The organism is Methylobacterium sp. Leaf108, from assembly GCF_001423265.1.
In the GTDB taxonomy this organism is placed as follows: Bacteria; Pseudomonadota; Alphaproteobacteria; order Rhizobiales; family Beijerinckiaceae; genus Methylobacterium.
Window position 1 is genome coordinate 1 of the sequence record NZ_LMND01000003.1, and the last position, 26,169, is coordinate 26,169.

Below are 26,169 nucleotides of genomic sequence, written 5' to 3' on the forward strand. Positions count from 1 at the left end.
GCTATCCCAGCACACTCGCAGACCTCCACATCGTCGCCTTCGTCTGCCTCATGCTCAAACAGGCCGCTCAACTGGCGGGAGGTTCATAACAGCCTCTAGCCGGCATCATAGCCGTGCGGGGCTGCGCTATGAAACCAATCTGACAGATGTGGAGTGGGCGGTGATCGCGCCCTTGATGCCGGAACCGGCGCCGGGTAGCTGACCTTCTATCTGGAAACGCGGGAGATCCTGAACGCTATCTTCTACGTGCTGGGCGGCGGCATTGCGTGGCGGCTGATCCCGAAGGCCCTGCCGCCGTGCTCGACCACGTTCGGCTACTTCGCTCGCTGGCGGGACGCGGGCCTGTTTGCCTGGATCAACCATGACATCGTCATGGCCGACCACGAGCGGGTCGGGCGGGAGGATTCGCCGACGGCCACGGTGCTCGATAGCCAGAGCGTCAAGACCATCGAGAGCGGTGGGCCGCGTGGCTAGGATGCGGTAATACCAACTCTCATTGATCAGCACCCATGGGCCCATCGGCGCAGTCCGATGGACATGATGCGCCAGGGTTGGGCGACGAGCTTGTTCCAGGCGTCGCAGCAGTGATCGAGGATGTCGTCGTAGGATTGGAAGATCCGGTTTCCGAGCCAGTTGTCGCGAAGGAACTGCCAGAGGTTCTCGACCGGGTTGAGTTCGGGTGAGCGCGCCGGCAGGGGCAACAGGGTGATGTTGTCGGGAATTGGCAGCTTCCTGGTGGTGTGCCAGCCGGCTTGATCGAGCAGGAGGACGGCGTGGGCGCCAGAAGCCAAGGTCGCCGAAATCTCTTCGAGGTGGCGGGCCATGGCCGACGTGGTGCAACGGGGCATGATCAGGCCCGCGCCCACGCCTCTGGCCGGGCAGATCGCCCCGAAGATGTAGGCCGAGGCCGTGCGCTGGTCCTTGGGGGCCGAGGGTCGCGTTCCGCGCTTGGCCCAGCGTCGGGTCAGGGTGTTCTTCTGGCCGACACGGGCCTCGTTGCAGAACCAGACTTCTACCGGCTTGCCGCCGACAGCCTGCGCGACGTCCGCCAGACGGTCGGAGAAGTCTTTTTAAAAACAGCCGTGGCGTCCGGATCCTGGGCGTGATGGCGCGGGCGGGCTGAGAGCTTGCGGTAGCCCATGGCCCGTAAAACTCGGCTCAAGGTCTGCTCGGAGACCGACACGCCGTGATCCTCGGACAGGATCTGGGCCAGATCGCACAACCGCCAACGCACCACACCGTGTGCGGCCGGCGTCGGTCCGTGGTCATCCAGCGCCTTGATGACATCGCGCTGGTCGGCGTTCAGGCGCGGACGGGCTCCGGGGGCCTTGCCGTCTATCAGCCCGTCCGGTCCATCGGCGTTGAAGGCCACGACCCAGTCGCGCACCGTCTGCAGCCCGACCCCGCCGATCTCGGCCGCCTTCGAGCGCAGACCACCCGCGGCGATCACCGACAGCGCCAACAGGAGGCGGGTCTGCGCCGGATCACGCGAACCCTTGGCCAGACCGCGCAAGGCCTCGGCATCGAAGTCTGATCGCAGCGGCACCGGAGCAGCCATCGCATCCTCCTCAGGCTCCAAACCCAAGGAAGGAATCANGGCCAGACCGCGCAAGGCCTCGGCATCGAAGTCTGATCGCAGCGGCACCGGAGCAGCCATCGCATCCTCCTCAGGCTCCAAACCCAAGGAAGGAATCACGACCGAGATACTGACGCTACCCCGCGTGAGTCCTGCTCAACGAGACTTGGTATAAGAAAGTTAAAGGCCGCAAGCGTCAGGCCTTAGTCGATACGGACGGACGTGCGCTCGTTCTCAATCCGCAGCCTGCCAACATCCAGGATCGCAATGAAGCCGGACCGGTGCTACGCCTGTCGCGGCGGAATTTCCCGTTCATCGCCAAGGCCTTTGCCGATGCTGGCTATGCCTGCGAGAGACCTGCGACCGCCGCGATCATCACCGTCGACATCGTGCTCAAACCCAAGGATCAGGTCGGCTTCGCCGTGCATCCGCGTCGGAGGGTGGTCGAGCGCTTCTTTGGTTGGATCAGCCGTAACCGCCGCCTCTGGAAGGACCTGGAAGCGACCCTCGCGTCAGCTCAGGCCTTCCTCTACGCCGCCGCCGTCATGATTCTCGTCCGAAGGCTCGGCCGACCATAATAACTCACCGGACGAACTCTAAGCTGTGTCAGGGCCTGAGTATCGGTTCCAAGGGCGTTGATGACCGTCCCGCCGGCGCTGACAGAAGGGCCGCCACTACGCCCAAGTCCTGCCGGCATGATGCGGACGGACAGAGTCGGGACGAACGTCTCCCGTCCGTGCCCTCAGGTGAGCACGAACTCCGACAAAAGCGACGGTGTGCTGACCCACCGCTCTGCCTGAATCTTGTGATCGATGAGCGTGCCGATGAGCCGCCACAGTTCCTAATGCTCTGGAACATGCCGTCCGAGGCCAAGGCGCTCAGATTAAGATTGGCGATCCGTTCTTCCAGATCAGCAACCTGTGTGAGCGTCAGATCAAACGTAAGCTTTCGTAGCCGAAAACCAAAAAGCCGCGGGGGGCGCCCTCGCGGCTTCGAAGTACTACTGCGGCTCGCGCATCCATTCAGGCAGCGCGAGCTTTCGTTATTGCTTCAGCCGATGGTGCCGCYSCCRAAGGAGCCGTCGGCGAAGGCGAGGCGGCCCTCGGCGATCCCGTACTGGAGGTAGTGCTGCATCGGGTTGATCTGCGCGGCGGCCACGTCGCCGTAGGCCCTCGCGCCATCCAAACTGCTCGTAATGGGTCAGGGGATTGAGACCGGCCGCAGCCACGTCGGTGTAGGTCGTCAGGTAGCCGTCGGTGTCGAATACGGCGTTGGGGTCGCGGCCCTCGGCGATACCGGAGGTTTGGTAGTGGTTCCGGGCGAAGGCGAAGACGTCGGCCGTGCCGAGGGCGGCGTCGGCGACGTCGCCGTTGGCGAGGAGATAGTACTCGGCGTCGAAGCCCGCCCGGGCGAGATCGGCCGTGCGTCCCACCGCCTCGTAGACCGTCCGGCCCTCACCCTGGCCGTACTCAAGGTAATGCGCCAGCGGGTTAAGGCCGGCCGCGGCCACGTCCGAATTGACCGCCAGGTAGCGCTGAGTGTCGAAGCTCGCGCCCGGATCGCGCCCCTCCTTGAAGCCGTAGGTCTGGTAATGGGCGAGCGGGTTGAGGCCCGCCGCCGCTACGTCGCTGTTGGCCGCGAGGTAGCCGTCTGTCGAGAAGAAGGCGTTGGGATCGCGGCCTTCCACGAAGCCGTATTGCGCGTAGTGGGCGTCGGCATCGAGCCCGGCGGCAAAGACGTCGGGGTTAGCGGCGAGGTAGAAAAGGTCGTCGACGAGTCGGTTGTCGTCCGCGTTGTCGATGGTCCGGTCCGCGAACTGGAACTGTTCGATCCCGCGGAACGTATCTGCGCCCTCTGGCCCTGAGATCGTGACGGAACCGTCCGCGCCCAGTCCCACCGCCGCTGCGCCGAGGGCGAACGTAAAGATCGCTTTGTCGATGCCAGTACCGCCGGCGAACCGATCGTTTCCGGCGCCGCCGATGAATGTGTCGTTGCCTGCGCCGCCTGTCAGCACATCGTCACCGCCGCCGCCGACGAGGAAGTCGTTGGCGGTGCCGCCCGTGACGCTGTCGTTCCCCATCCCCGCATTGAAGTAATAGGATCGGGTGCCCTGGACCGCGGTCAGCGTGTCGGCACCGGACGTGCCGAGGGCGACGACCTGGAACTGGTCGCCGCGCTGAGTGCCAGCCACGAGGTCGCGGACGTCGAAGGTCAGTCCGTCGGTGGTCGCGGTGAAAGTGATGCCCTCGTCGTCGAAGCGGCTCACCGGTCCGGTGAGCGCGTCGGCTGCATCCTCAGCCTGCAAGCGCACGGCGAGACCGCCGTCCTGGTTAGCCATCGAGTTGCTGTCGATGGCCGCGCCGTTGCCGACTTGAGACGAGGTGAAGCTCAGTCGGACCTGCCCGGCCGTCGCCGCCGAGACCCGGACCGTATCGGCACCGTCGCCGAGATCGACACTGTCGGCGCCGTCGGTCGTCACGTTCAGGAACGCCGTATCCGTGCCGACGCCGCCGGTGATTCGGTCGTTCCCGAGGCCGCCCGAGAGGGTGTCGTTGCCAGCCCCGCCGTCGAGGGTGTCGTTCGCCCCGCGTCCGTCGATGAAGTCGTTGCCGCCGAGGCCGGCATAGGTGTCGGCGGCGTCGGTGCCAATGTAGGTGTCGTTGCCTGCCGTCACCGCCGTCACGCCCAGACGAACCTGGTCGAGGAGATAGTCGCCGAGTTCGGCCTCGTCGGTGAAGGCACGACCGGATCCCACGGTCTGACCCTGCGCCGTTACCGCGGTATCGATCTGGTCGGCCAGTGAGAGGATCTGGCTCGATCCAGCACCAGCGGTATAGAGCGGGATCACCTGGTTCGAGTGGTTGCCGCTGAAGAACAGCCCTTCCGGTACGCCGTCGCCGTTGGCATCGGGCTGTACCGCCTGGAACGGTACCGTGGCGCCGTCGGGGCCGAACAGAAGATGGTCGTGATCGGCGGTGACGATGAGAAGCGTGTCCTCGAAGGTCGCCTGGCTCTCGTCAGAATTGATGTAGTCCACCACCGACTTCACTGCGTTGTTAAAGTCGATGTACTCCTCGATCATCCGGCCGAGGTTGTTGGCATGCATCGCCCTATCGACGGCGCCGCCCTCGATCGAGAGGTAGAGCCCGTCCGGATCCTGGTTCAACTTGTTGAGCGCGGCCAGGGACAGTTCCGACAGGGTCGGTGACGTCTCAAGCCGGCCAACGCTGAACGGGATCTCGGTTGTGTTCGGGGCGGCGGCACCAGATCGGTTGAAGTTGCTGGACGTGAAGGCCTGGGTGATCATTGCCAGGCGCTCGGTGGTCGGCGTGCCGGTGGCCGCGGCCTGGATCGAGGCGCGATCCTGCAGCAGCTGCCAGCTCTCGCCATCGGTCGACCGAAAGGTGTCGGCCTTGAGCGCGTTCCACTGGTCGGCACCGATCCAGGTGTAGTTCGGGTTGGCGCTGAGGCGGCCGTTGTCGTCGTAATCTGGATTACCGGTCCCCGCGATCACGTCGAGGGTGCCGGCGCTGAACATCTCGAAAGCGATCTGATTGGCGTTCGAACGGGCGATGTTGTGGGCGCCGCCGGTGGCCGACGGCGTCGCGTCGCTGAACTGAACCGTGGTGACCACGCCCGTGGCCTTACCCTGCTGCTTGGCGAGTTCGGCGATCGAAAAGAGCGATTCGCCGGAGCCGTCAACGTCGATGGCGTTGTTATAGGTCTTCTCACCGGTCGCGATCGAGGACGCGGTGTTGCCCGAGTCCGGATAGGTCGCCCGGTTCCACTCGTAACCGGCAAAGCCCTTCGGGTAGGCGATCGAGACGCCACCGTTGGTGACAGTGTCGGAGCCGGCCACCGGCCTGAAATCGTAGTTCTTGGCCGGATCGTAAACAACGTCCAGGTTCTGCTGCGTGCCGGTCGCACCGGGGATCGGGGTGGTGCGGGTATCCAGCGGGAACACCGACTGTGCGGTCGCCGTGAAGGCGGCTCCGTCGGCGATCAGGACCTTGCCGGCCGCACCGGCCCTTGGGTCGCCGTCCGCGAGGCCCTGGAGGTAGAGCCGCGTCGCCTCCAGCGTGTTAAAGCCGGCACCGTCGGCGATCATGACGATGACATTCTTGACGGGACCGGCAGTGCTGGCCATGGCGGCGCGTTTCCTGTTCCAGGCGTCCGGCCCCATGCAGGGACACGGCGCAAGACGTTGAAGGACGATTTGTGGAATACGTGCTCAGTCGGCGTCTGGGGCTACACTAAGCCGACGACGGCGCAATGGTGTAACGCGCGCTTTGCGACATCCAGATGAAGGTAAAGAAGCGCTGACGTCTTCGTGACCGACACATGCCATGATCCTAGCCATATAACATTATAACACTACTTTATTTGTCCCCGCTGATCTATGACATTGATGTTCGCGGCAGCGTCGTCGCGGGCGCGCGGCAAAGCGGACGTGGATGACGAAGTTCGAAATGCACATCCCGCGCTGCACGACACAGGTGGCCGAACTGCCGACGGCGCGGGCCTGATCAGCCCTTGAACGCCCAGATGGCCACGGCGCCATCCGGCCGGCCAGGGTTGTCGCGGCGGTAGGTCCCTTTCTCGAAGGCGATGGCGTTGGCCTCGACCTTCGAGACAATCTCGCCACTGAGCACCATGGCACCGCAGAAATCGACACGGATCACGCCGTGCGATGGGTCAACCCCGAAGAGCTGTTCCGTCGTCCAGCCAAGCGCCGCTGCAGCGTCCGCATGCTTGTCGAGGAAATCGAGGGCCGCGGCATGAACAGCTTGCCACTTCGCGGGCGTCATACCGGGGCAAGGGACTACACCCGGTTTCATCCCGAGGAAGGCACTGCGCCATGCCTGTGGGGTGTCTGGCTTGATATGGAAGGCGGGTGATGCTGGCATCAGATCCGTAGGCTGAGGTGTGCCGATCTGGATAAGTGCTGGTCGTTAATCGGCCATAACCGCGCGGATTGAGCGAGATGATCTATTAAAGGCCGCGGCAGGCTGACGCAGTTAGCGGCGATGCGAGTTTCCGAAATGTGCTGCCCGTGTGCTGCCCACGCTAAAACGCGAACTACCCCCGCAGGGCCAGAAACGCCTTAACCTACTGATAAGTTGAGTGAATATGGTGCTGCTGGACAGGATTGAACTGTCGACCTCCTCATTACCAATGAGGTGCTCTACCACTGAGCTACAGCAGCGTCCGAACCGGGTGGCGCGAGGCGTCCTTCCCGAACGGGTTGGGCATTAGCGGATCACACCGGGCTTGGCAATCGCCGCGACGCCCCGGTCTCGCCGATTGTCCCGCCGGCCCGTGCGGGGGGACGCGATGCCGGTCGGTTTATCCCTTCTTGCGCGTCTCGCCCTTGAAGGCCGAGCGGATGATCGCGGCCAGACCCGCCTCGGCCACCGCCTCGGCGGCCTCGGCGGGGGTGAACCAGCGATCCTCGCGCTGGTCCTGCTCGGGCCACGATTTCAGCTGCTTGCGCACCTCGAGGGGGAAGACCTTGACCTGGCACAGCACCGCGTCGCGGTTCTTGAGGCGCTTCTCGTAGAGGTAGAACCCGAGCGGGCGCTTCCCGACCTGGCCGATCAGCCCGGCCTCCTCGTAGGCCTCGCGGGCGGCGGCGTCGTAGGGCTTGCGGCCCTTCATCGGCCAGCCCTTCGGGATCACCCAGCGCCGGCTTTCCCGCGAGGTGATGAGCAGCACGCACAGCCCCCGTTCGGGCAGGCGCTGGAACGGCAGCGCGCCGACCTGGTTCCGGGTCTCGCGCTCCACATCGGCGTAGGTCGTCATGATGGGGCAACGCCGGGATCGCGGCCCCGTTCACCGCGCGACACGAACGGCGTGGCCGGTGCGCGCCGGATCGGTCCGGTCCCGCACGCTCGGTCGGGTGCGACGGACGCCCGGACGGGGCGTCCGCGATCAGTGGCAGGCACGATGCGGGTGTCTCATGATGATGGAGGACGGAGGCGGCGGACGGCCATCGAGGAATAGACGACAACCGACCGGCTTGACCAGCGTCGCTTAGCCGGCAACGCATGATCCGCGGCCGAGGTTCCGGCCGATGCGGCGCCCGGCGCCGTCGTCGCACCGGGGCCGACCGGGCGCGGGGCCGTCAGTCCGCCGCGCTGAGGTTCTCGATGAGGGCGTTGAGATCGGCCCGCAGCGCCTGCACCTCGGGCTCGGAGAGGTTGAGCTGGCACATCACGGCCTTGCGCACCGCTCCCGCCTCCGCCCGCAGGCCGCGCCCGCGGGCGGTGAGGGTGATCTCGACCTCGCGCTCGTCGGTCAGGCGCCGGCTGCGGGTGACGAAGCCCGCGGTCTCCAGGCGCTTGAGCACCGGCGTCAGCGTCCCGGAATCGAGGCGCAGCCGGCGTCCGATCTCGGAAACGGTGACGCCGTCGGTCTCCCACAGCACGAGCAGGACGAGATACTGCGGATAGGTCAGGCCCATCCGCTCCAGCATCGGGCGATAGCTCTTGGTCATGCGGTGGGCGGCGGCATAGAGCGCGTAGCAGAGCTGGTTGTCCAACAGCAGGGGATCGACGAGGGTCGCCTTCTCCTCCCTCGGCGCATCTACCGTACAGGTCATGCCATCCGTCCTCGACACCGACGCCCCTTATGACCCCGACCGGCCGTGGTGGCGACATCCTCACCGGCCCGGAGGGGAAAAACCTGCACGATGCGTTCGGTTGGGCCCGGCACATTGCGAAATCGTCCCGACTGGGCAGAGACATAGTGCCGAACACTTGTCCCAGCGTATAGGGCCTTTGCGCCGCCACGGCCGCCGGCGTCCACGGCGTCGCGCCTACGGCAGGGTCAGGGGCACCGGCCCGAGGTCGGCGATGGCGCCCTCCGGCGTGAGGCCACGCTCGCTGGCGGCGATGGAGAAGCCGTCGCCGTCCCGGGCGATGGCGTAGAGGCGATAGCTCGCCCGGTGGTGGCGGGCGTTGACGCCGGCTGAGGCGGAGGGCGCCCCCACCACCGGCACCCGCCGTCCGCCAGGCCCGGCGACGACGGCGAGGCTGCCGACGTGGTTGTGCCCGTGCAGGATCATCTCGGCGCCCGCCCGCCCGATCATCGCCGTGAAGGCGGCCGCATCGGTGAGCTCGCGCCCGGGCCTGGCGCCGCCGGGATGGGGCGGATGGTGGATCATCACCACCCGGCACGGCGGCTCGGCCTCGGCGGCGAGCGCCGTCAGCACCGCCTCGGCCGCGGCGATCTGCGCCGCCCCGAGCCGGCCGCTGGCGACGAAGGGTTTCGTGGGGATCGCCGAGGACAGCCCGACGAGGGCGACCGGCCCGCGCCGGCGCAGGTAGGGGAACCCGGCGCGGGCCTCGCCGTCGCCGGTGGCCCAGTCGCCGCAGGCCCCGAGCAGCCCCTCGAGGGAGCCGCGCACGTAGGCGTCGTGGTTGCCCGGCACGAAGCTCACCGCCCCGGGCGGGCCCAGGGCCTCGAGGAAGACGCGCGAGGTCGCCCATTCGCTGGGAAGGCCGATGTTGCACAGGTCGCCGGTGCAGGCGATGTGGTCCTGCCCCTGGGCGTGCAGGTCGGCCACCAGGGCGGCGAGCACGTCCATGTCGTGGCCCTGGCCCCGCCCGCGACGCCAGTTGACGTAGCCGGTGGCGCGCTTGCTCAGGAGCTGGCGCAGGCGGGGTCGCGGCAAAGGCCCCACGTGCGGGTCGGTGAGATGGGCGAGACGGAACATCGCGACCTAGGGCATGATGCGGAAACGCGGGGTCGGGTCTTTCCGACAGCGTCATGCCGGACCGGCATGACGGCACGTCGAGGCCCCGCCTTCGCGGCAACCCGCCGTCGCGTCAAGCGCGGCCGGTCACCCGCTTCCCGTCACTCGCCGGCCGTCACTTGCCGGCCCTCGGTTGCCGGCCGTCACTGGCCGATCGTGAAGGGCTGCTCGACGCGGACCGTGCGGTCGCCGCCGTCCTCGCGCAGGGTGTAGGCGAGCACGTAGGCGCCGGCGGGCGCGCCGTCGAGGCTCATGGTGCTGTTGAGGAAGAACTCCTGGTTCTTGAAATGGCTGGTGAAATCCTGCTTCAGGATGGCCTTCTGGCCGCCCAGGATCTCACCCGACGCCGAGACGATCTCGACGTCGACGGTGACGCCGAACCGGTAGGTGTCCGCACCCACGGGAGTGAAGGCGTAGCCGATCGGCTCGAGGTAGGTCAGGAGCTTCTCCCCCGGCGCGAACACGCTCGAGGGCCGCGCCTCGTAGTCGCCGAAGCTGTTGGCCTTGCGGGTGACGAACATCGCCCGGCGGGCGCCGAACGGCAGCCTCGACCAGATCGCCGCGGTCGCCGCCTGCTGCGCGTCGAACTCGGCGTAGGTGGCCGCCCCGGTGGCCGGTGCGGCCGGGCTCGCGGCGACCGCCGGGGCGGGACGCGCGGCGACCACGGAGCGCAGCCGCTTGCGCACGGCCTGGACGTCCTCGTCCTCCGGCTCCAGGCGGAACGCCGTCTCGACGTCGGCGAGCGCCTTGTCGGCGGCGCCGGTCTTCTCGTAGGCGAGGGCGCGGCTGTAGTAGGTCAGCCCGCGCTTGGGATCGAGGCGGATCGCCTCGTCGAAGTCCTTGATCGCCCGCTCGGAATCGCCCTTGTTGCCGTAGGCGATCCCGCGGTTGACGAAGCTGTCGCCCACGGTCTGATCGAGCTTGATGGACCGATCGTAGTCCTCGATCGCGGCATCGTAGCGTTCCATGTCGTCGTAGGTCGACCCGCGGCTACGGAAGAAGTCCGCGTCGCTGGGATCGACCGCGATGGCCTCGTTGAAATCGGCGATGGCGCGGTCGTAGTCTTCCTTTTTCCTGTAGGCGAGACCGCGATTGTAGAAGGCATGCGCGACGCTCGTCGTCGTCTCGCGCTTGCGCTGGCCGAGGACGAGGTTGCAGCCGGCGATGGTCTGTTCGGGCGTGCCGTCGTCGCTGAAGCAGGCGTCGCGGGGCTTGCCCGCCGCCAGGGCCGAGCCCGCCGTCGAGGCCGAGCCCGCCGTCAACCCGAGCGCCAGCGCGAGGCCGACCCGTCCAGACCAAACACGCATGCCGGCGTTCTCTCACGGTTCGCCCACGCCGGCCCCGACGGCCGGCTGGAACACGGTTGCACCGGCGTCCGAAGCGGGTTCGCGTCGGCGGGCCAACGCTTCACCCTGCCCAGGTCCTTGGTGTGTCACACCATTTCGGGTTGATCACGTCGTGATGCGGACATGGGCTTCGCTCAGGCGCCGCGCGGGCTCGGCGATACGGTTCACGCTCGATTCGAGCGGAAACCGTATCACCGGGTTGTGACGCAAAACCGGTGGCCGCTTTCGCGAAACCTCCTTAGGACCACCGATCCGTTTACGGAAGCGGTTTTGCGGACCCGGTCGGGAAGACCGTGCGTGCCGGGACGCGGTTGCGCCCCGGGAGGGATCGGAGCTAGACAGCCCGGCCTTTCCGCGTCTGCCGCCGTGCCAGCGGAGCGCATCCGCCGGCACCGGGAGACGCTCCGCGCGCGGCGCATCCCGGGGGAGCGAGACATGACACCGACCGCTTGGTCCCGACCCGCCCGTTTCGATTCCGCCCGTTCCGCGGCATGAGCCTGGTCAAGCGCATCGGCCGCGCGCCGGCGGTGCAGACCGTCCTCGGAGTCCTGGCCGAGCGCTACCTGCGCCTCGTGCGCCGCACCAACCGCTTCGTGGTCGAGCCCGCCGGCCCCGACCCCTGGCTCGACGGGCTCTCGCCCTTCATCGCGGGCATGTGGCACGGCCAGCACACGATGATCTCGTTCATGCGCCGGCCGCACGACCGCATCGCCACCATCATCTCCCGCTCGGCGGACGGGAACGTCAACACCATCGCCCTGACCCGGATGGGGGTGCGGGTGATCCGCGCCTCGGGTGCCCGCGGCCGCGCCGTGCGCGACGTGCGCGCCAAGGGCGGGGCCGAGGGCCTGCGCGCCATGCTGCGCGCCCTCAAGGACGGCGAGAGCGTCGCCTTCAGCGCCGACGTGCCGAAGGTGTCGCGGCGCTGCGACGCCGGCATCCTGACCCTGGCCCGCTTCTCGGGCCGCCCGATCGTGCCGGTGGCGGTGGTGACGAGCCGCCACCTGCGCCTGCGCAGCTGGGACCGGGCCTGCTTCGGCCTGCCGTTCGGGCGCGGCGCCATGGTGTTCGGCCGCGCCTTCGAGGTGCCGCGCGAGATCGAACCGGAAGCGTTCGAGGCGATCCGCCTGGCGGTGGAGGCCGAGATGAACCGGGTCCACGACCGCGCCTACACCCTGGTCGGGCGCCACGACCGCGTCGGGAATCCGCCATGACGGCACCGGCTCTCCAGAAGGCGCAGGCCCTGATGAAGGCGCCACCCCTGCCGTTGAGCATCACGGCCTACCGCACCGGCCTCACCCTGGCCGAGCCCGCCCTGTCGGGCCTGCTGGCGTTCCGGGCCCGGCGCGGCAAGGAGGACACCGCCCGCCTGCCCGAGCGCCGGGGCGTGCCCGGGCGGGTCAGGCCACGGGGGCGCCTGTGCTGGATGCACGGGGCCAGCATCGGCGAGGCGCTGTCCCTCGTCGGCCTCGTCGACGGCATGATCGCACGCGGCTTCTCGGTGCTGGTGACCACGGGCACCCGCAGCGCCGCCGAACTGATCGGCGCCCGGCTGCCGCCGGCCGCCTTCCACCAATACGTGCCGTTGGACGCGCCGCGCTGGATCGGCCGCTTCCTCGACCACTGGCGGCCCGACCTCGCCCTGGTGGCCGAATCCGAGATCTGGCCCAGCACCATCGTGGCGCTGCACGCCCGCGGGGTGCCGCTGCTCCTCGTCAACGGCCGGATGTCGGAGCGGTCGTTCAAGGGGTGGGGGCGCACGCCGCGCACCGCCGAGGCGCTGTTGTCGCGCATCGCCGTCTGCCTCGCCCAGACGCAGGAGGACGCGGAGCGGTTCGCGCGGCTCGGGGCGCCGCGGGTGAGCGTCACCGGCAACCTCAAGTACGATTCCGCCGTTCCCGCCGTGGACGAGGCGCATCTGGCGCACCTGCGCAGCGTCGTCGGCGGCCGGCCGGTCTGGGCTGCGGCCAGCACCCATCCGGGCGAGGACGCCATGGTCGCCCGCGCCCACCTCGCGCTCAAGGACCGGCTGCCGGACCTGCTCACCGTCCTGGTGCCGCGCCACCCCCATCGCGGCGCCGAGATCGCGAGCGAGGTCGCCGGCCTCGGCCTGCGCACCGCCCGCCGGGCGCAGGGCGGCTGGCCGCACGGGGCGATCGACCTCTACGTCGCCGATACGCTGGGCGAACTCGGGCTGTTCTATCGCCTGTGCCCGCTGGTGTTCCTCGGCGGTTCGCTGGTACCCCACGGCGGCCAGAACCCGATCGAGCCGACCCGCCTCAAGGCGGCCGTGCTGCACGGGCCGCACGTCGAGAACTTCACACAGGTCTACCGCGCCCTCGACGCGGCCGGGGGCGCCCTGGCGGTGGCCGACGAGCGCGATCTCGCCGCGGCCGTCGCTGACCTCCTGCCGGATCCGCGCCGGCTGCGGGCGATGGCCGCGGCGGGAGGGGCCGCCCTGCTGCCGTTCGAGGGTGCCCTCGACCGGACCCTGGCGGTGATCGAGCCGTTCATCGCGCAGATGACCCTCTCGGCCATGGCCCGGCCGTGAGGGTGAGCGGGTCCTGATGCGGCCCCCGGCCTTCTGGGACGCCTCCTCCCGCCATCCGGCCGCCCGGCTCCTGGCCCCCCTGGGCCGGCTCTACGGCCGCTTCACCGCGGCCCGCATGGACCGGCCCGGCGAGCCCGGCCCCTGCCCGGTGGTCTGCATCGGCAACCTCACCCTCGGGGGGGCCGGCAAGACGCCGACGGCGCTCGCCGTCGCCGCCCTCCTGCGCGATCGCGGCGCCCGGCCGGCCTTCCTCACCCGCGGCTACGGCGGCCGGCTCGCCGGCCCCGTGGCGGTGGACGCCGCTCGCCACGATGCCGCGGCGGTGGGCGACGAGGCCTTGCTGCTCGCCTGGGCCGCCACGACGGTGGTGTCCCGCGACCGGCCGGCCGGCGCGCGCCTCTGCCGCGACCGGGGCGCCACGGCGGTGGTGATGGACGACGGGCTGCAGAACCCGAGCCTGACCAAGACCCTGTCGCTGGCGGTGGTGGATGCGGGTGCGGGCATCGGCAACGGCCTGCCCTTCCCCGCCGGCCCCCTGCGGGTGCCCCTGGCCCGGCAATGGCCCCACGTCGACGCCGTGGTGCTGGTGGGAACGGGCGAACCCGGCGAGCGCGTCGCCGCCATGGCGAGCGCGCGCGGCCTGCCGGTGTTCCGCGCACGGCTGGTGCCGGACCGGTCCGGACCGCCGCTGGCCGGGCGCCGGCTCCTCGCCTTCGCCGGCATCGGCCGGCCGGACAAATTCTTCGCGACCCTGCGCGAGGCCGGCGCCGAGGTCGTCGGGACGCGCGGCTTTCCCGACCACCACCCCTACCGCGCCGGCGACCTCGCCGCCCTCGCCGCCGAGGCGCAGCGCCTCGGGGCCGGGCTGATCACCACGCAGAAGGACCTGGTTCGGGTGCCGCCGGCCTTCGCGGATCGGATCGAGGCGCTGCCGGTGACCCTGCGCTTCGCCGACGAGGCGGCGGTGGCCGGGCTGCTGCGGCGGCTCCCGAGCCTTTGATGGTCACTCCGGTCGGTGCGGACGTCCCCTTCCAGCCTAACCGAGCCGTCGACCGGGTGTCGGGTGTCGGAGGACAGGACCGGTTTCGTCATGGAACCGGCCGGCCCGTCGGTGTTTCACGGGAAACATACTGTCGCCATCGGCGAGGGATTCTTCGGGCTCTCCGCCGCACCTCATGAGAATGAGGAGACTGCTCCTGGCCGCATCGCCGACGCGCGACCCCGTTCACCCCGCCTTCGCACTCCCGGCCAGCCGCTCCATCACCGCCTCCGGCGTGGCATAGGCCTCCTGGCGGTCGACGCTCCAGTAGCGCAGGTCGTCGAGGGGGATGGCGGTTCCGGTCACCGCGCAGCGCACGAAGGTGCCGGGCTTGATCACCCGCATGGTGCCGTCGCCGTATTCCACCACCGCCTCGCCGGATCCGCTCCGATCGTATCGCCCCAGCATCGCTCTTGCGTCCTTCGTCCGTCCTCGCCGTGATGACGTGTCTTAGGAGTGCGGCCGGCGCTTGTCGACGCGGCCGGCCTCGACAGGCGCGAAGCCTTGGTGCCAATGATCGGCGATGCCCGCCTTTCCGCCCGACGCTTCCGCCTTGATGAGCGAGCCCGCCCCGCCCCTCGACGCGCTGTTCGCCGCCGCCCGCCTGGCGCGGGAGCGGGCGCATGCCCCCTATTCGACCTTCCGGGTCGGGGCCGCCCTCGTCGACGAAGCCGGCCGGGTCCATGCCGGCTGCAACGTCGAGAACGCGGCCTATCCGGTGGGCACCTGCGCCGAGGCCGGGGCCATCGCCGCGATGGTGGCGGGCGGCGGGCGGCGCATCCGCGCGATCCTGGTGCTCGGCGACGGCCCGGCCCTGGTGACGCCCTGCGGCGCCTGCCGTCAGCGCATCCGCGAGTTCGCCGAGCCGTCCGCTCCGATCCACGTGGCCGGGCCGGAGGGAATCCGGCGCAGCTTCATCCTCGACGACCTGTTGCCCGCCTCGTTCGGGCCGGACAACCTGGCGTGACGGCCCCCTCGCCCGATGTCGCCGTGGCGGCGGCCCGCGACCACCTGATGCGGCAGGGATTCGCCGGCCCCTACGCCTGCGCGATCGTCACCGGCACCGGGCTCGGCGCCCTGGTCGGCGGCCTCGGGGAGGCCCGTGCCCTGCCCTACGCGGAGATCCCGGGGTTTCCGGCCCCCGGCGTCAGCGGCCACGGCGGGAGCCTGCACAGCGGCCTTCTCGCGGGCCGGCCGGTGCTGGTGTTCGAGGGCCGGGCCCATGCCTACGAGCGCGGGCACGCCGCCGCGATGCGGGTGCCCGTCGGCCTCGCTCGCGCGCTCGGGGCGGGTGCCCTGCTGCTGACCAACGCCGCCGGCTCTCTGATGCCTCAGGCCGGCCCCGGCAGCCTCGTCGCCCTCACCGACCACATCAACCTGTCGGGGCTCAACCCCCTCGTGGGCGAGGCGAGCGACGCCCGCTTCGTCGGCATGGTCGGGGCCTACGACGCGGCCTTGCGCGGGCATCTCCACGCCGCCGCCGAAGCCTGCGCCGTCCCGCTGTTTGAGGGCGTCTACGCCTGGTTCTCCGGCCCGAGCTTCGAGACCCCGGCGGAGGTGCGCATGGCCGGGCGCATGGGGGCCGACCTCGTCGGGATGTCGACGGTGCCCGAGGTCATCCTCGCCCGGTTCTACCGTCTGCCGGTGGCCGCGGTCTCGGTGGTCACCAACCTCGCCGCCGGGATCGAGGGGGGCGACCCCGACCATGCCGAGACCAAGGCGGCGGCCAGCGCCGCGGCCGCCGACCTTGCCCGCCTCGTCGAGGCCTTCGTCGCGAGACTGCCGTGACACGTTTGCCCTTAGACGCCGCCTTCGCCCGGCGCGCCATGCCGCTCCTCGACCTCACCGACCTTTCGGAGGGCTGCACCGCCGCCGCCGTGGCGGCCCTCTGCGCCACGGCGCGCGACAGCAGGGTGGCGGCGGTCTGCGTCTGGCCGCGCTTCGTCACGGAGGCCCGCGGGCACCTGGGGACGAGCGGCGTGCGCGTCGCCACGGTGATCAACTTTCCGGGCGGCGGCGAGGACGTCGCGAGTGCCGTGGCCGACACCCGCGCGGCGCTGTCGGACGGCGCCCATGAGATCGACCTCGTCCTGCCCTACCGCGCCCATCTGGAGGGGCGCGCCGACCCGGTCCGCGCGATGGTCGCCGCGGTACGGGCGGCCTGCGGCGGGGCCCTGCTCAAGGTGATCCTGGAGACCGGGGAGCTGACGACGCCCGAGGCCATCGCCGGGGCGAGCCGCCTCGCCCTGGAAGAAGGTGCCGACATGCTCAAGACTTCCACCGGCAAGAGCCCGGTCTCGGCGACGCCGGAGGCCGCCCGCATCATGCTCGCGGCCATCCGCGCCCATGCCGGGCCGCGCCCGGCCGGCCTCAAGATCTCGGGCGGGGTACGCACCATCGCCGACGCCGCCCCCTACCTCGCCCTGGCCGACGCGGCGATGGGGGCGGAATGGGCGAGCCCGGCGACCTTCCGCTTCGGCGCGAGCCAGCTGCACGGGGCGCTGGCCGCCGCCCTCGGAGAGACGCGATGAGACTCCCCCAGGAGATCATCCGGCACAAGCGCGACGGCCACGACCTCGCGCCCGCCGAGATCGCCGGCTTCATCGCCGGGCTCACCGACGGGCGCGTCACGGAAGGCCAGGCGGCGGCCTTCGCCATGGCGGTGTTCTTTCGCGGGCTGTCCCTGGACGAGCGGGTGGCACTGACCCGGGCGATGACCGAGTCGGGCACGGTGCTGGCCTGGGACCTGCCCGGCCCCGCCCTCGACAAGCATTCGAGCGGTGGCGTCGGCGACACCGTCAGCCTCGTGCTGGCACCGATGGTGGCGGCCTGCGGCGGCTACGTGCCGATGATCTCGGGCCGCGGCCTCGGCCACACCGGCGGCACGCTGGACAAGCTCGCGAGCATCCCCGGCTACGACGTGGCGCCCGACCTCACCCGCTTCCGCCAGGTGGTGCGGGAGGCCGGCTGCGCCATCATCGGCCAGACCGCCGACCTCGCCCCGGCCGACCGGCGCCTCTACGCCATCCGCGACGTCACCGGCACGGTGGAATCGCTCGATCTCATCACCGCCTCGATCCTGTCGAAGAAGCTCGCCGCCGGGCTCGACGGCCTGGTGATGGACGTGAAGACCGGCTCGGGCGCCTTCATGACGAGTCTCGACGAGGCGCGCGCGCTCGCCACCAGCATCGTCACGGTGGCCAAGGGGGCGGGGCTGAACACCGTCGCCCTCGTCACCGACATGGACGCGCCGCTGGCCAGCGCCGCCGGCAACGCCGTGGAGGTGGCCTATGCGATCGACTACCTCACCGGCCGCCGCCGCGAGCCGGCCTTCCACGCGGTGACCCTGGCGCTGGCGGCCGAGATGCTGGTGCTGGGCGGCCTCGCCGGGGATGTCGCGCAGGCGACCCGACGGCTGGAGGCGACCCTGGCCGACGGCCGCGCCGCCGAGGCTTTTTCGCGGATGGTTCGCGCGCTCGGCGGCCCCGCCGACCTCGTGGAGCGCCCCGACCGTCACCTGCCGCGGGCGCCCGTCGTCCGAACGGTCCTGCCAACGGAACAGGGCCACGTCGCCGGCGTGGCGACCCGGGCGCTCGGCCTCGCCGTCATCGCGCTGGGCGGTGGCCGGACCCGGCCGCAGGACGGCATCGACCCGGCCGTCGGCCTCACGAACCTCCCCCGCCCCGGCGACCCGGTCGGCCCCGACCGCCCGCTCGGCATCGTCCATGCGGCGAGCGAGGCGGCTGCGGACGAAGCCGAAGCGGCGGTGCGGGCGGCCTATCGGATCGGGGCGCAGGGGCGTGAACCGAGGCCGGCCGTGATCGAACGGATCGGGTGATCGGTCGGATCGCGCGGACCGGGATCGCCCCCCCTCACGATGCGCCTGTCGCCCTGCGTCCGGCGACCCGGGCATGCACCCCCATCCCCACCGCCATCGCCCCCACGAACACCAGCACCGGCACGGCGCCGGAGGACAGCGCGGCCACCGCCGGGCCGGGGCAGAGGCCGGCCAGCCCCCAGCCGATGCCGAACAGGGCCGAGCCGATCACCAGGGGCGGGTCGATCCGGCGGCCGGCGGGGATCTCGAAGCGGGCGTCGAAGGCCGGCCGGGCGAGGCGGCGCTGGATCAGGGTGCCGAGGGCCGAGACGGTGACGGCGCCCCCGAGGACGGCCATCAGGCTCGGGTCCCAGGCGCCGCCGACGTCGAGAAAGCCGCGCACGCGCACCGGGTCGAGCATCCCTGAGAGCGACAGCCCGAAGCCGAAGACGAGGCCGGCGGCCAGGGCGGACAGGAGGCGGGCCGGGCTCATGCGGCGAGCCTCATGAGGGTGACGGTGGCCATGCCGCTCGCCAGGAAGGTCGCCACCGCGACGAGGGAGCGGGGCGAGAGCCGCGCCAGACCGGCGACCCCGTGCCCGCTGGTGCAGCCCGAGCCGAGGCGGCTGCCGAAGCCGACGAGGAGGCCGGCGACGGCGAGCAGCGGCCACGACGCCTCGATCCGCATCACCGGCCAGGCCCCCGTGGCCACCGCGAACAGCGGCGGGCCCGACAGGAGCCCGAGCACGAAGGCCAGATCGGTCAGGCGGCGCTCGCCCCGGTCCCTGCCGAGACCGGCCACGAGGCCGCTGATGCCGGCGATGCGGCCGTTGAGGAGCAGCAGCATCGCGGCCGACAGCCCGATGAGGAGCCCCCCCGCGAGCGAGGGGAGCAGCGGGCTTAGGATGTCGGTCACGGGGTCTCTCCGGTGTCGGCGTCCCCGGTGCCGGCGTCTCCGGTCCGGTCCGGCGCGTGCCGGCGCAGCCAGGCGAGGGCGCCCGTGAGATCGAAGCCGAGGCCGGCGCCGTAGGCGAGCACGTCCTCGCGCCGCATCCGCCCGTCCAGAACTTCTCCCAGGACGTGCAGGGTGAGCGAGCGGGTGCCGCCGCGGCAATGGGCGAGGACCGGCCCGGGGGCGGCCGCGACCGTCTCGCGGAAGCGGCGCACGTCGTCGCGGGTGATGGTGTCGCCCGTCACCGGCAGGTCGGCGTAGGCGAGCCCGGCCGCCTCGGCCGCCGCGCGCTCGGCCGCCGCGCCCGGCTGGCCTGGCTCCTCCCCGTCGGGCCGGTTGTTGAGGAGGCCGGCGACGCCGTGGGCGGGCAGATCGGCGATCTCGGCCAGACTCGGCTGCCCCGACACCAGGAGCTTGGGGGTGACGCGCGTGAGCGGCATGGGCTGTCCTCTTCGTCGTTGCGGCGGGCGAACGCGACGCCGCCCACTTGTGTTTCGCTGATAGATCGTCAAATATGCATTGTAAATCAATGACTTATAGAATTTTGAACCGCCAATCCAGCCCCACGGAGCAAGAATCGTCCATGAAATGGGATCGTCGCAGAAACCTCCATCCGCGGCCTCACCGACCGCGGCGGGCCTGACCGTTCGACCACCAGAACAGACGCGATTGTCAAGAATAGCAGCATCGGCAGGAGGGTTAGGCCATGGCACCAGGGGATCAGGTGGTGTTCGCACGGCTCGACGTCGCGGAAGCCCTCGGCATCTGGCGGCACGCCACGGGTCGCGTCGTGGGAATCCACCCCGCGACCGACGGGCCGCTGGCGGTGGACGTGGCCTTCGACGGCTACGGCGTCCTCGTCAGCTACATCGCCGCCCTGTTCACGCGCGTCGCCTGACGGCGCGGCCCGCATGACAGCGTCATCACACCTCCAGGAGCGGCCGCCCGTGACGGCGGCCGGCACCCTCGACGGCCTCAAGCCGCCTCTGCGCAGCATCAGCCACAGCACCACCGAGGCCGACGTCTGGCGGGAGATGCGGGCGGAGGCCGAGGCCGCCATCATCGAGGAACCGCTCTACGCGGGCATCATCCAGGCGACGATCCTCGACCAGCGGTCGATCGCGCACGCCTTCGCCTATCGCCTCGCCCATCGCCTGGGCGACGGCGACCTCGCGCGCCTGGCGATGCGCGACCTCTGCCTCTCGGCGTTCGAGGCCGACCCGCACGCCGGGGCGCACGCGGTGCGCGACCTCGTCGCCATCCGCGAGCGCGATCCTACCTGCCGGCGCTACCTCGACCCGTTCCTGTTCTACAAGGGCCTGGCGGCGCTGGAGGGCTACCGGGTCGCCCACTGGCTCTGGCACCAGGGCCGCGCCACCTTGAGCCTCCACGTCCAGAGCCGGATCTCGGAGGTGTTCGGGGCCGACATCCACCCCGCCGCCCGGATCGGCTCGGGCGTGTTCATCGACCACGCCACCGGGGTCGTCATCGGCGAGACCACGGTGATCGCCGACGATGTCTCGATCCTGCAGTCGGTGACGTTGGGCGGCAACGGCAAGGAGAGCGGCGACCGCCACCCCAAGATCGAGCGCGGGGTGCTGCTCAGCGTCGGCGCCAAGGTGCTCGGCAACATCCGGGTCGGCGAGGGCGCCAAGGTCGCCGCCGCCGCGGTGGTGCTGCACGACGTGCCCGCCCACACCACCGTGGCCGGCGTCCCGGCCCGCGTCGTCTCCCGTCTCGGGACCGGCGAGGCGCCCGCCCTCAGCATGGACCAGTTTTTCGCAGACGGGATCTGACCGCCTCCGCGAGAGGCTTTTCTCGTTCGCTTCCACTGCAGCGGCGTTCTCGAGGATAAATCTCTCCCGATTGCGGCGCGGAAAGACCGTTCCCGCAGTCTACCTCCGGATCCGACAAGTCTGTTCTGAGAATTTATGTCAATATAGAATTTAATTCCATTGACGACTGCGAAAATTACAGACTAAATACGGAGCGTCGACGCAATTTATGCTTGCGTTAGACAGTCGACATCACACGAATCGGGGTGATTTTTCCCTGCCCGACAAGGTTCGGGCGGTGCGTTTGCTTGCGGCCATAGCCCGACGGGATGGCAACCGCCCGTCACCAGCCCTCCCGATCACGACCCCCGACGATAAAAAGGAAGCTTGAGACGATGAGTGGACCGGGTCTGAGCGTAAGCGCCTCTGCGGCGCGCAACCTAGCGACGGCGACCGTCACCGCGGTCCAGAACGCCGCCACCACCCCGCGCTGGTTCCACCGGCTCCTGCCCTTCGTGGACGTGCCCGGCGGCGTCTACCGCGTGAACCGCCGCGCGGTGGTGCTGGCCAAGCCCGGCCGCCTGACGCTGGTCAACGAGGGCGAGGAGCGCACGATCCGCTCGGCCTCGCTGCGCGCCGTGCCGCTGTTCAGCCGGCTCGGCGACGCCGAGCTCGCGACGCTGGCCCAGACGTTCACCCTCAGCCACCACAAGGCCGGCGACGTCATCGCCGAGGAGGGCTCCACCGGCCGCAGCCTCGCGGTGGTGGCCGACGGCACCGTCGAGCTCAGCCTGTCGGGTCCGTTCAAGAACCGCCTGCGCCAGGGCCTGGCCACCCGCGGCGACTACTTCGGCGACGACGACCTCGTGGGCGAGAACGCCCCGGCGCCGGCGGTCAAGGCGCTCTCGGCGGTGACGCTGTTGACCCTCGACCGCGCCGCCATCGACGACGAGGCCATCCGCTCGCGCATCACCCAGTACCAGGAGGAGCGCGACCGGCTGAAGGGCCACACCAACTCCCACGGGGAGCAGGGCATCGAGCTCCTGGCCGTCCATACCGGCGAGCCGCGCCTGCCCACCACCTACGTCGATTACGAGATCGACCCGCGCGAGTACCACCTCTCCACCATCCAGACGATCCTGCACACGCACACCCGCGTCACCGACCTCTACTCCAACGAGATCGACCAGCTGCGCGAGCAGATCCGCCTCACGGTGGATGCGGTCAAGGAGCGCGAGGAGTGGGAGCTGTTCAACAACTCCGAGTTCGGCCTGCTCCACGAGGTCGGCCCGCGCCAGCGCATCCCCACCCGCGGCGGCCCGCCCACCCCGGACGACCTCGACGAACTGCTTACCCTGGTGTGGAAGAAGCCGGCCTTCTTCGTGGCGCATCCGCGCGCCATCGCCGCCTTCGGCCGCGAGGCCACCCGCCGCGGCGTGCCGCCGGTGGTGATCCACCTGTTCGGTTCGCCCTTCCTCACCTGGCGCGGCGTCCCGATCGTGCCGAGCGACAAGCTGCCCATCGACATCGACCCGGTCACCGGCGCCCAGACCACCTCGATCCTGCTCCTGCGCGTCGGCGAGCACGAGCAGGGCGTGGTCGGCCTGCAGAAGTCCGGCGTCACCGGCGAGGTCGAGCCCGGCCTGTCGGTGCGCTACATGGGCACCAACGACCACTCCATCGCCTCGCACCTTGTGACCCGCTACTTCTCGGCCGCCGTGCTGGTGGAGGACGCCATCGCGCGCCTCGATAACGTGCTCCTGGGCAACTACCATGACTACGCCTGAGACCGGGTTCCTCCACGCCGCGCCGGGATTTTCCGGCCAGACTTCCCATGCGGATCTCGTGGCCCGGCTGGCCAACGAGATCTACGGCCGGGGCCATGGGCCGAGCGCTCCGTTCACGCCAGCGCAGGCGCCGGGCGTGAGCCGGGAGGCGGGCGTGGGCTCGCGGTCCTTCGGCACGCCCCCCGTGGGCGTGCCCGGCATCACGCACACCCCGCCGCCCGACACGGCGACGATCCCCTCGGTGCATCCCCTGGCCGAGCCGCAGGCTCTTCGGCCGCTGCCGGAGTTCTTCGTGCCGAGCCTGTCCGAGGCAGCGGCCGGCCTGCCCGGCGGCCCCGACCTGCACCGCCGGATCGCGGGCGACCACCCGCGCGCCACCGCCTTCGCGGACGCGCTCGCCGGCGCCTTCGCCCTTCCCTCGGTCCACCCCCAGGGGGCCGGACCGGCGACCGAGCCGGCCCGCCACGACGGGGGCCGGCCCTCGTCCCGGCACGTGCGCACGGTGGAGTATCCGGGCGACTATTACTTCCTCACGTCCGAGACGAGCCGCACCGCGCCGCGGCCGGCCGCCTCGCACCAGATCGACGAGCCTCTGCTCGACGAACATCGCGGCTCGCGGGCCGGCGGGACGCCGACCCACGTCCACGCGCCGGCCTCGGCCCCGCCGGCCGCCGCCTTCGACGTCGAGACGGTTCGAAAGGACTTTCCGGCCCTGCACCAGACCATCAACGGCCATCCGCTGGTCTGGCTCGACAACGCCGCCACCACGCACAAGCCCCGGAGCGTCATCGACGCCACGTCCGAGTTCTACGGCCGCCACAACTCGAACATCCACCGGGCCGCCCACACCCTGGCGGCGCGCTCCACCGACCTGTTCGAGGGGGCGCGCGAGACGGTGCGGCGCTTCCTCAACGCGCCGAGCAAGGACGACATCGTCTTCCTGCGCGGCACCACCGAGGCGATCAACCTCGTGGCCAATTCCTACGGCCGCGCCAACATCGGTCCGGGCGACGAGATCATCGTCAGCCAGATCGAGCACCACGCCAACATCGTGCCCTGGCAGCTCCTGACCCAGGCCACCGGCGCCACCCTGCGGGTGATCCCGGTCAACGACCGGGGCGAGATCGTCTTCGAGCGGTTCGCCGCCCTGCTCTCGGGCCGCACCAGGATCGTGTCGGTGACCCATGTCGCCAACGCGCTCGGCACCATCAACCCGGTGGCCGAGATCATCGCGCTGTCCCACGCCTACGGGGTGCCGGTGCTGGTGGACGCGGCCCAATCCTCGCCGCACATTCCCCTCGACGTGCAGGCCCTCGACGCCGACTTCCTGGTGTTCTCCGGCCACAAGGTGTTCGGGCCCACCGGCATCGGGGCGCTCTACGGCAAGACGCACCTGCTCGCGGCGATGCCGCCGTGGCAGGGCGGCGGCCACATGATCGAGGACGTCACCTTCGCGAAAACCGTCTACAAGGGCGCGCCCGAAAAGTTCGAGGCCGGCACGCCCGACATCGCCGGCGCGGTGGGGTTAGGCGCCGCCCTCGACTACCTCGAGGGCGTGGGCCTGCCCGGCATCGCGGCCTACGAGCACGACCTCCTGGAGTATGCGCAGGCCGGCCTCGCCGAGGTGCGGGGCGTGCGCCTCATCGGCACCGCCCGCCGGAAGGCCAGCGTGATGTCCTTCACGGTGGCCGGCCACGACAACGAGGCGGTGGCCAAGCACCTCGACGCCCGCGGCATCGCGGTACGCTCAGGGCATCATTGCGCCCTGCCGGCCCTGCGCCGCTTCGGCGTCGACCAGTCGGTGCGCGCCTCGCTCGCCTTCTACAACACCCGCGAGGACGTGGACGTCTTCCTCAAAGGCCTGCACGCCTTGGCGCGGCGATAGGCGGACCGCGGGAGACGGGTCCACCCGTCTCCCGCCACGGCCGTGCCGATTGTCTGGAGGTGGCGTCCCCGGCAGGTTGAACCGATGAGGCGAAATTCTGCTTGTTAATCAGTATTCTAGCGCCGCCCTTGAGGCAAACTTTGTATGACCATCCTGCCTGGACGGTCAAGCCGGATCACTAGGTCACCCCGACTACCCAAGGGGTCAACCATGCGAGACCTCACACGTAGAGGCCAGCGCAGGCGTTTCCCCCCGTAGGGGTACTCGCGCACGCCCTAGCGCGTGGAGTAGCACCCCCGCCTACCCGCGTGACCATCTCCGGGCGCCCGCGCGAATGAGTCACCGGGCCGGCAGCCCTGGCTGCATCCCGCCGTCCGCCTCAAGTCCAGGCGCAGCATCATCCTTCGCAACTTAAGTCGGCATCGGCGAGGGGTGAGACGTGGCCGCACCTCGGCAGCGGCGAGCCAAGACCATATCACCACTCATCGACGAGCGTTGATGGGTATTGACACAGACCTATCGAGGACTCAGCTTAGGGCGAGCGCCACCGAGGCCCGCCGCCATGACCACCTACGTCGCCTACTGCCGAGTGAGCACCGACAAGCAGGGCCGCTCTGGGCTAGGCTTGGAAGCCCAGCAATCCGCCATACAGTCCCACCTCCGGCCGGGAGACCTCCTCCTCCAGCCGCCCTACGTCGAGGTGGAGAGCGGCAAGCGGGCCGACCGGCCGCAGCTCCAGGCCGCCATCGCGCGGTGCCGGAGGACGGGCGCTACGCTCCTCATCGCGAAGCTGGACCGACTGGCCCGCAACGTCGCCTTCATCTCGAACCTCATGGAAGGCGGCGTCGAGTTCGAGGCGGTGGACTTCCCAAAGGCCAATCGGCTCACGGTCCACATCCTCGCCGCCGTGGCCGAGCACGAAGCCAAGATGATCTCCGAGCGGACCAAGGCAGCCCTGGCAGCCACGAAGCGCCGGGGCACGAAGCTGGGAGGGGATCGGGGGTATCGCCCATCCGCACCGCCTTCCGCAGAGGACGTGGCGCAGGCAACGGCTGTGAGGCAGCGCAAGGCGGACCATGCGGCCTTCGCGGTGCTGCCCGTGCTGGAGGAGCTTCAGGCCGACGGGGTGGTGAGCCTCAACGCCCTCGCCAAGCGCCTCAACGAGATGGGCCACCAGACCCCGCGCAAGGGCACCTGGACGGCTACGGCGGTGAAGCGGGTCCTGGCCCGGGTGGCTTAGGGCCGGCGGCTACGGTGCCCGCCAGGGCTACTCCAGGACTTATCCTGTTAGGCCGCTGCCCGCTTGGTCGCGAGCACAAGCCGCCCATGGCCTACCTCGGCATCCGGGTTGCGCAGTTCGCGTATGCCCGGTGCCTTGCCGGTCATCAGGAAGGCCAGCACGGTCATTGCCAGGATCGCCTTCGAGCCCATCGCCCTTGCCTCATGTGTCATGGAGGCGGTCTAGGCCCGAGGGCTCCGGGGCGGCATGCGGTAGCGCACAGCCACAGGCCAGGGCCGCCGCCGTGGTGGCCTCATGGTGAACGAAGGGTTCACGCTAGGAAGTGGGGATGCCCGAGACGGCGTTGAGGAAGGGGTCTACTCGCCTTCGGTTGGCCCCTCGCCGGCCGGGGGTTCTGTCCTTGAGGAGGCCGCCTCTCGGCGCTCCAGCTCTGCGACTACGGCATC

General features: G+C 70.1%; 24 protein-coding genes, 1 tRNA gene and 2 pseudogenes. 14 read left to right on the forward strand and 13 right to left on the reverse strand.

Annotation, left to right across the window (positions count from 1 at the left end):
• Positions 1–85: 85 nt before the first annotated feature.
• Positions 86–471: pseudogene (locus tag ASF39_RS04380) on the forward strand (transposase); the annotation flags it as partial.
• 29 nt (positions 472–500) lie between these two features.
• Here ASF39_RS04380 and ASF39_RS20220 read toward each other — a convergent pair.
• Positions 501–1,594 (reverse strand): IS630 family transposase gene (locus tag ASF39_RS20220; protein ID WP_244472265.1). Its coding sequence is split into 2 segments (ribosomal slippage): positions 501–1,048 and positions 1,048–1,594, totalling 1,095 coding nucleotides; the frame shifts between segments, so codons are not numbered across the junction.
• Positions 1,595–1,749: 155 nt separating this feature from the next.
• On the opposite strand from ASF39_RS20220, the pseudogene ASF39_RS04395 reads away from it, so the two are divergent.
• Positions 1,750–2,154: pseudogene (locus tag ASF39_RS04395) on the forward strand (transposase); the annotation flags it as partial.
• Between the two features lie 464 nt (positions 2,155–2,618).
• On the opposite strand, the gene ASF39_RS04400 reads toward ASF39_RS04395, so the two are convergent.
• The 7 genes from ASF39_RS04400 to ASF39_RS04430 all read right to left on the reverse strand — a co-directional run bounded on the left by ASF39_RS04400 (position 2,619) and on the right by ASF39_RS04430 (position 10,639).
• On the reverse strand, positions 2,619–5,723 hold the full coding sequence (locus ASF39_RS04400; protein ID WP_244472266.1) for an alkaline phosphatase: 3,105 nt from the start codon (positions 5,721–5,723) through the stop codon (positions 2,619–2,621).
• A 379-nt stretch (positions 5,724–6,102) separates the two neighbouring features.
• Positions 6,103–6,483 carry a hypothetical protein gene (locus ASF39_RS04405; RefSeq protein ID WP_056281370.1) on the reverse strand — a complete coding sequence of 127 codons (381 nt, stop codon included), beginning with the start codon at positions 6,481–6,483 and terminating at the stop codon, positions 6,103–6,105.
• A gap of 224 nt (positions 6,484–6,707) precedes the next feature.
• Positions 6,708–6,782, reverse strand: a tRNA-Thr gene (locus ASF39_RS04410).
• Positions 6,783–6,922: 140 nt separating this feature from the next.
• Positions 6,923–7,378, reverse strand: a complete 456-nt coding sequence (locus tag ASF39_RS04415; protein ID WP_056281373.1) for an NUDIX hydrolase — start codon at positions 7,376–7,378, stop codon at positions 6,923–6,925.
• Between the two features lie 322 nt (positions 7,379–7,700).
• A complete protein-coding gene (locus ASF39_RS04420; RefSeq protein WP_055880326.1) occupies positions 7,701–8,177 on the reverse strand; it encodes a MarR family transcriptional regulator in 477 nt (158 codons plus the stop codon).
• Between the two features lie 216 nt (positions 8,178–8,393).
• Entirely contained in the window at positions 8,394–9,293 is a 900-nt protein-coding gene (locus tag ASF39_RS04425) for a metallophosphoesterase (RefSeq protein ID WP_056281374.1), read from the reverse strand.
• 182 nt (positions 9,294–9,475) lie between these two features.
• Positions 9,476–10,639: a tetratricopeptide repeat protein gene (locus ASF39_RS04430; RefSeq protein ID WP_082494358.1), complete on the reverse strand. Its 1,164-nt coding sequence runs from the start codon at positions 10,637–10,639 to the stop codon at positions 9,476–9,478.
• 530 nt (positions 10,640–11,169) lie between these two features.
• Here ASF39_RS04430 and ASF39_RS04435 point away from each other — a divergent pair.
• The 3 genes from ASF39_RS04435 to lpxK are packed head-to-tail and all read left to right on the forward strand — an operon-like array spanning position 11,170 to position 14,229.
• A complete protein-coding gene (locus ASF39_RS04435; protein WP_055880335.1) occupies positions 11,170–11,892 on the forward strand; it encodes a lysophospholipid acyltransferase family protein in 723 nt (240 codons plus the stop codon).
• Between the two features lie 32 nt (positions 11,893–11,924).
• Positions 11,925–13,229: a 3-deoxy-D-manno-octulosonic acid transferase gene (locus ASF39_RS04440; protein ID WP_056281486.1), complete on the forward strand. Its 1,305-nt coding sequence runs from the start codon at positions 11,925–11,927 to the stop codon at positions 13,227–13,229.
• A 16-nt stretch (positions 13,230–13,245) separates the two neighbouring features.
• A complete protein-coding gene (gene lpxK, locus ASF39_RS04445; RefSeq protein ID WP_056281377.1) occupies positions 13,246–14,229 on the forward strand; it encodes a tetraacyldisaccharide 4'-kinase in 984 nt (327 codons plus the stop codon).
• 225 nt (positions 14,230–14,454) lie between these two features.
• Here the strand turns inward: lpxK and ASF39_RS04450 are convergent, their stop codons facing one another.
• Positions 14,455–14,676, reverse strand: a complete 222-nt coding sequence (locus ASF39_RS04450; RefSeq protein ID WP_055880341.1) for a DUF2093 domain-containing protein — start codon at positions 14,674–14,676, stop codon at positions 14,455–14,457.
• Between the two features lie 148 nt (positions 14,677–14,824).
• Here ASF39_RS04450 and ASF39_RS04455 point away from each other — a divergent pair, with 148 nt between their 5' ends.
• From ASF39_RS04455 to deoA, 4 genes are read left to right on the forward strand one after another with little or no spacing between them, the layout of a single operon-like run.
• Positions 14,825–15,235: a cytidine deaminase gene (locus ASF39_RS04455; protein ID WP_056281487.1), complete on the forward strand. Its 411-nt coding sequence runs from the start codon at positions 14,825–14,827 to the stop codon at positions 15,233–15,235.
• Positions 15,232–16,056: a purine-nucleoside phosphorylase gene (locus ASF39_RS04460; RefSeq protein ID WP_280137189.1), complete on the forward strand. Its 825-nt coding sequence runs from the start codon at positions 15,232–15,234 to the stop codon at positions 16,054–16,056. Before ASF39_RS04455 ends, ASF39_RS04460 begins: the two co-directional genes overlap by 4 nt.
• Before the next feature lie 38 nt (positions 16,057–16,094).
• Positions 16,095–16,799: a deoxyribose-phosphate aldolase gene (gene deoC / locus ASF39_RS04465; protein ID WP_056409661.1), complete on the forward strand. Its 705-nt coding sequence runs from the start codon at positions 16,095–16,097 to the stop codon at positions 16,797–16,799.
• Entirely contained in the window at positions 16,796–18,106 is a 1,311-nt protein-coding gene (gene deoA, locus ASF39_RS04470; RefSeq protein WP_056281388.1) for a thymidine phosphorylase, read from the forward strand. The genes deoC and deoA overlap by 4 nt, the downstream gene beginning before the upstream one ends.
• Positions 18,107–18,140: 34 nt before the next feature.
• Here deoA and ASF39_RS04475 read toward each other — a convergent pair whose 3' ends face one another.
• The 3 genes from ASF39_RS04475 to ASF39_RS04485 are packed head-to-tail and all read right to left on the reverse strand — an operon-like array spanning position 18,141 to position 19,476.
• On the reverse strand, positions 18,141–18,578 hold the full coding sequence (locus ASF39_RS04475) for a YeeE/YedE family protein (protein WP_056281389.1): 438 nt from the start codon (positions 18,576–18,578) through the stop codon (positions 18,141–18,143).
• On the reverse strand, positions 18,575–19,000 hold the full coding sequence (locus ASF39_RS04480; RefSeq protein ID WP_348271509.1) for a YeeE/YedE family protein: 426 nt from the start codon (positions 18,998–19,000) through the stop codon (positions 18,575–18,577). The genes ASF39_RS04475 and ASF39_RS04480 overlap by 4 nt, the downstream gene beginning before the upstream one ends.
• The gene (locus tag ASF39_RS04485; protein WP_056281392.1) at positions 18,997–19,476 is read right to left on the reverse strand and encodes a TIGR01244 family sulfur transferase; all 480 of its coding nucleotides are present in this window, start codon (positions 19,474–19,476) and stop codon (positions 18,997–18,999) included. Before ASF39_RS04485 ends, ASF39_RS04480 begins: the two co-directional genes overlap by 4 nt.
• A gap of 266 nt (positions 19,477–19,742) precedes the next feature.
• On the opposite strand from ASF39_RS04485, the gene ASF39_RS04490 reads away from it, so the two are divergent.
• The 5 genes from ASF39_RS04490 (at position 19,743) to ASF39_RS04510 (ending at position 25,723) form a co-directional block, all read left to right on the forward strand.
• Positions 19,743–19,934, forward strand: a complete 192-nt coding sequence (locus ASF39_RS04490) for a hypothetical protein (protein WP_055880358.1) — start codon at positions 19,743–19,745, stop codon at positions 19,932–19,934.
• A gap of 136 nt (positions 19,935–20,070) precedes the next feature.
• Positions 20,071–20,832: a serine O-acetyltransferase gene (gene cysE / locus ASF39_RS04495; RefSeq protein WP_244472271.1), complete on the forward strand. Its 762-nt coding sequence runs from the start codon at positions 20,071–20,073 to the stop codon at positions 20,830–20,832.
• Positions 20,833–21,206: 374 nt separating this feature from the next.
• Positions 21,207–22,598 (forward strand): family 2B encapsulin nanocompartment shell protein, encoded by a 1,392-nt coding sequence (locus ASF39_RS22515; RefSeq protein WP_056281396.1) that lies wholly within the window; start codon positions 21,207–21,209, stop codon positions 22,596–22,598.
• Positions 22,585–24,483 (forward strand): cysteine desulfurase, encoded by a 1,899-nt coding sequence (locus tag ASF39_RS04505; protein ID WP_056281398.1) that lies wholly within the window; start codon positions 22,585–22,587, stop codon positions 24,481–24,483. Before ASF39_RS22515 ends, ASF39_RS04505 begins: the two co-directional genes overlap by 14 nt.
• 562 nt (positions 24,484–25,045) lie before the next feature.
• Positions 25,046–25,723 carry a recombinase family protein gene (locus ASF39_RS04510; protein WP_056281400.1) on the forward strand — a complete coding sequence of 226 codons (678 nt, stop codon included), beginning with the start codon at positions 25,046–25,048 and terminating at the stop codon, positions 25,721–25,723.
• 47 nt (positions 25,724–25,770) lie between these two features.
• Here ASF39_RS04510 and ASF39_RS21720 read toward each other — a convergent pair whose 3' ends face one another.
• On the reverse strand, positions 25,771–25,935 hold the full coding sequence (locus ASF39_RS21720) for a hypothetical protein (protein ID WP_210168655.1): 165 nt from the start codon (positions 25,933–25,935) through the stop codon (positions 25,771–25,773).
• Positions 25,936–26,169 lie beyond the last annotated feature (234 nt).